This is a genomic window from Pseudomonas sp. SST3 (assembly GCF_003325755.1).
Window position 1 is genome coordinate 1 of sequence record NZ_QORI02000111.1, and the last position, 4,525, is coordinate 4,525.

Consider the following 4,525-nt stretch of genomic DNA (forward strand, 5'->3'; position numbering starts at 1 on the left):
ATTTTCGGCCATGGCTGATATGGAGCCGACGACTGATCGCATGAGAGAAGTACTTTCCTACATGCGAGAGCATCTGAACGAACAGCTGTCAACTGAGCATTTAGCGTCGATCGCTTGCCTAAGCTTGCGTCAATTCGGTCGAGCATTTCTGCTAGAAAACTGGGGAAACGCCGGCTAAAGCCGTGGAGCGTTTGCGTGTCGAGGTTGCGAAGCTGCGCGTTGAACGTGGGACTGAACCAATAGAGCTGATAGCACACTCGGTGGGCTTTAAGGATCCGGAGCGGATGCGCAGAGCCTTTATCAGAGTTATCGGGCACCCTCCTCAAAGCATCAGGCGACTGGCCACGCATCAGGGTTTTACCGCTTATGAGTCCGAGGTTGAAGTGCCTTAACTACCCCTTCAGGATTCATTGCCTGCGGCGCAATCCTCGTAGCATGGGGATATTTCGACGTTATGCCGAAAATCTATTCCCCCTAAAGCAGACTCATCAATATCTAATTCGGAAGTAGAAACAAGTTCGATCGAAAAGCATGGCGTAAATCGAGGGGAATAAGTCGTTTTGCAAAGCGCTAGTGACACTTAAGCTTAAGTCTCTGGGTTTTAGTGACCTCTAATGGTCGCGATGAATCTCTAATCTATTAATGGGACAGTCATGAAAGAACTTTCAGGCAAACGTGCATTCATCACTGGCGCCGCACGCGGTATTGGTGCAGCTATCGCCATCGAGTTGGCAGAAAAAGGAGCTGATATTGCTTTCAGCTATGTTCGCTCTGGGGATGCCGCCGAGGAGCTGGCCAGAGAAATTGAGGGATTGGGTGTTAAAGCCTTCCCTATCCAAGCCGACAGTGCGGATTCCCAGGCTGTTACTCGGTCTGTACATGAGGCCGCTAGGCTTTTAGGAGGTTTGGACATACTAGTAAACAACGCGGGCGTCGCTTTTATTTGCCCGCTAGAGGCAATGCAACTGGATCAGATAGACCAGATCATCGCCGTAAACATTAGGGCAGTGATCTTGGCGTCTCAAGCTGCCATCACCTATCTTGGAGAGGGCGGAAGAATCATCAATATCGGCTCCTGTCTGGCGGAGCGCGTGGCCTTTGAATCGGTCACGGTCTATTCCATGTCCAAGTCCTCCCTGCTCTCCTTTACACGAGGACTTGCTCGTGAATTGGGGCCGCAAGGCATCACCGTTAATACTGTGCATCCTGGACCTACGGACACTGATATGAACCCTGCCGATGGTGATGGTGCTGACGCGATGAGGGCTCATTCAGCATTAGGGCGATACGGTACTGGGAAGGATGTCGCAGTGGCGGTCGCGTTCATCGCAAGCCCAAGCGCTAAACACATCACCGGCACCAGTTTGAGCGTGGACGGGGGCGTAAACGCATAGTCCTGATTAATCCACCTTGAGACGATCTGACGATTTACCCCAGAAATCTTAATCCCCAGAAATTGGTAACTCCGGCTGACTCCCAGTACCCATTCTGGTTGGATGAGTGGTGGGAGTCTATATCTTCATTGCATGAATACTTAGTTAGGTGGTTTAAATTTTGTGCTGTTGGACCTTACGTTAACAGTATTAGATAAATAATCATAAAATTCACCGCAGTAGTGATCTGCACGATTTTCGTATGAGGAGGCTTGAATCAATGAGCGTTATATTGACTCGCCGTAAGGTGATTTCAGGCATGGGACTTCTAGGTATGGGCATCCTCGCAGGCTGCGATACCCGGGGTGAGTTGTCATACAAATACGGTAAAGATTTGAGCGATAAGATTCTTGGGCGCACATTCAAGTTAAAAGACACTGACGGCGAGGTGAGAACGCTTTCAAGCTATCGGGGCGTGATGCCCATGATTTTTTTTGGATTTACTCAATGCCCGGCAGTCTGCCCAACTGCCTTAGCTCGTGCAGTAAAAATCAAAAAAATAATGGATAAGGATGGCTACCGCCTTCAGGTTGTCTTTATAACGCTTGATCCGGAACGGGATTCACCAGCCGTACTCGACGCATATGTCAAAAAAACTTTTGATCCCTCATTTGTCGCACTCTATGGAACACTAGAAGAAACGGCCGCTACAGCCAAAGAATTCGGTGTGTTCTATGAGAAAGTACCTATTGGATCAACATATACACTTACTCATTCATCGACGAGCTACGTATATGACTACGAAGGAAAACTACGCCTTGGATTTTCTCAAGCACTTTCGGCGCTGCAATGTGCAGAAGATCTGACTACCCTCATGGAGATTTGCTAATGAACACGGCCCCCTATCGAGCAAATATTTTCCAGAGCTTTAAACAGATCGCAATCGGACTTTCCTTATTTGGATTGGCTTGCCAGGTATCAGCCCAGACGCAGGTAGAAGACGCATGGGTTCGCGCGACAGTGCCAGGACAACAAGCGACTGGTGCGTTCATGACGATCACTGCAAGCAGCGATAGCAAGCTGCTCAGTGCCCAATCATCGATAGCGAAAACCGTGCAAATTCACCAGTCGACCATCAAGAACGACGTGATGCGTATGCAACCAGTAGAGTTCGTTGCCTTACCTGCTGGCAAAACAGTCATTCTGGATCCCCATAACTATCACATTATGCTGATTGACTTGGTGAAACAGGTTGAAAATGGCGACAAGGTGCTTTTGCATCTTACGGTAGAGAACGCCATGGGCGAGATGGAATCGATCAAAGTTGAGGCCACTGCGCGGGCATTAAATATGGCTGATGACGCCAAATGAATTGATGGATTCAGCAATGAAACTCTAGTAGAAGAAATGCTTTTGTAGTGGCTGATTGAGCAAACTAAGTTCAAACGGGTTGATGTGGATCAGTCAAACGGCGCCCAACTTCTGTACAGAGCGAAAAAACAGAGATCTTCATTTTCTCAGGGAGTGTGATGAATAGCATAAAGGTCTTTCTGTGCAGTGAGGCTGGAGCCTGCGCTCGTCATAAAAACACGCAAGCGACGGTCAGTCTTTCTCGACATCCTCGACATCGAACCGCAATCTAAGAAAATGCCGGATTTTGAAAGGGATAGGTTTCACACACGCGTCGCGCAGCAGCTGGGTCCACCTTGCCACAATGAGGCAAATGCTCATCAACGTCGCCACAGCGGAAGCTGTGGAGACCTCGAACGATACGGAATAATTTATCTGATGCGATGCTGTCGAATCCTTATGCGTACCGTTGAAAAATCTTCGAGATAATTTTCCACTGACCATCGATTTTGAGCAGCGAAAGAAAGTCGTGGAAGCTCGCGCTCAAAACGTCATTCTCCATGTCCACCCGGACAACTGCAGCTGTGGGTGTGATAGCCAAGATATCCAGGCGACTGCGGGTATTCGGTGAGGCACCCAGCGCTTTGAAGAAGCTCGCAAATACCGGAATAGCCGGACCTTGAAGCAGCTCATCACCGCTGTAGCCCCACATTATCGCGTCTTCGTGGAAAGCTTTCTCAATTCCAGCGATATCCCCAGAGCGATATCCGTCAATATAAGCTTGTGCTGCCTGAATCACATCGTCGTACTCAGTGGTGGCGACTGGTTTTATATGGGAAGTCATGTGGAACCCTTGTAGGTGCTAGCGAAATGTGCGTGTTTTTATGGGCCTCGCAGAGTCACGTACCGCGATCACCAAAATGGTTGCTACAACGAGTGCTCCTCCCCTGGCTTAGAGACGATGCATTCATACCTAGCGGGCCCACTCCTGAGTAAGCCTACTCAAGCCGTTGCCTTACGAGGATTGGACTAAAACATTGGTGATTCGTAGTGCTCTACTGCGCCGCCTGCGAACCTGTAAAAGCGAGCATTACAACCGTCGCTTGGTGTTCGTGTCACCAACTTTACGTAGGAATATGGGAAACGAAAACGACGTTTATCCCTCACTTTAAGCCAATAAATCTCGCTACTAAAAGCCATGAAGGGCGCCAGGCTTCGTGGTATTACACTAGGGTTCCCGTTAATCTGAGACTTAAAACGCTGGAGCTGAGCTGCGATGTACCGAATTGGATTTTTTGTCTGCCCTGGTCACGATGCCCTCGATCTTGCTGGGCCACTGTCTGCATTCAATCAAGTGGCTACGGCTGTTGGTCATAAGCCGTATGAGCTTCGTGTCGTATCGCACTCCGGAGGATCGGTTATTGGTAATTCAGGCCTTCCGGTCGAAACTACTCCAGTTGGCCAGCACACCTTTGACACCGTGATTTTTGTGGGTGGCGAAGTCGAGCCAATGCTGACAGCAGAGAATCTCGCCGCAGCAAGGCAATTGATCGTCAACGCTTCGCGAGTCGCCAGCGTGTGCACCGGGGCGTTCTTGCTTGCGGAAATCGGGCTGTTGAACGATCGGCGGGCCACGACGCACTGGAATCACACCGCACTACTGCAATCGCGTTTTCCCCGCATCAAGGTTGCGGGGGACAATATTTTTATTGAGGACGGGCACATCTGGACGTCGGCCGGCATCGCTTCCGGGATCGATCTGGCCCTCGCCCTGATTGAGAAAGATATGGGCGTGAATGTAG

At 49.7% G+C, this 4,525-nt stretch carries 6 protein-coding genes; 5 read left to right on the forward strand and 1 reads right to left on the reverse strand.

Going from position 1 to position 4,525, the window contains the following annotated elements:
* The first annotated feature begins 182 nt into the window (after positions 1–182).
* From DQ405_RS27835 to DQ405_RS24535, 4 genes are all read left to right on the forward strand, one after another.
* On the forward strand, positions 183–392 hold the full coding sequence (locus DQ405_RS27835; RefSeq protein WP_342030458.1) for a helix-turn-helix domain-containing protein: 210 nt from the start codon (positions 183–185) through the stop codon (positions 390–392).
* A gap of 261 nt (positions 393–653) precedes the next feature.
* Positions 654–1,394 carry an SDR family oxidoreductase gene (locus DQ405_RS24525; RefSeq protein WP_168426369.1) on the forward strand — a complete coding sequence of 247 codons (741 nt, stop codon included), beginning with the start codon at positions 654–656 and terminating at the stop codon, positions 1,392–1,394.
* Positions 1,395–1,653: 259 nt separating this feature from the next.
* Positions 1,654–2,262 (forward strand): SCO family protein, encoded by a 609-nt coding sequence (locus DQ405_RS24530; protein ID WP_168426370.1) that lies wholly within the window; start codon positions 1,654–1,656, stop codon positions 2,260–2,262.
* Entirely contained in the window at positions 2,262–2,744 is a 483-nt protein-coding gene (locus DQ405_RS24535; protein ID WP_168426371.1) for a copper chaperone PCu(A)C, read from the forward strand. The genes DQ405_RS24530 and DQ405_RS24535 overlap by 1 nt, the downstream gene beginning before the upstream one ends.
* Positions 2,745–3,180: 436 nt before the next feature.
* Here the strand turns inward: DQ405_RS24535 and DQ405_RS24540 are convergent, their stop codons facing one another.
* Positions 3,181–3,567, reverse strand: a complete 387-nt coding sequence (locus DQ405_RS24540) for a nuclear transport factor 2 family protein (protein ID WP_168426372.1) — start codon at positions 3,565–3,567, stop codon at positions 3,181–3,183.
* 432 nt (positions 3,568–3,999) lie between these two features.
* Between DQ405_RS24540 and DQ405_RS24545 the strand changes: the two genes are divergently transcribed.
* The coding region (locus DQ405_RS24545) for an AraC family transcriptional regulator (RefSeq protein ID WP_168426373.1) at positions 4,000–4,525 on the forward strand (526 nt) is incomplete at its 3' end.

Coding starts and splice junctions, on each gene's coding strand:
- DQ405_RS24525 (WP_168426369.1), top strand. CDS start 654: ATGAAAGAACTTTCAGGCAAACGTGCATTCATCACTGGCGCCGCACGC.
- DQ405_RS24530 (WP_168426370.1), top strand. CDS start 1,654: ATGAGCGTTATATTGACTCGCCGTAAGGTGATTTCAGGCATGGGACTT.
- DQ405_RS24535 (WP_168426371.1), top strand. CDS start 2,262: ATGAACACGGCCCCCTATCGAGCAAATATTTTCCAGAGCTTTAAACAG.
- DQ405_RS24540 (WP_168426372.1), bottom strand. CDS start 3,567: ATGACTTCCCATATAAAACCAGTCGCCACCACTGAGTACGACGATGTG.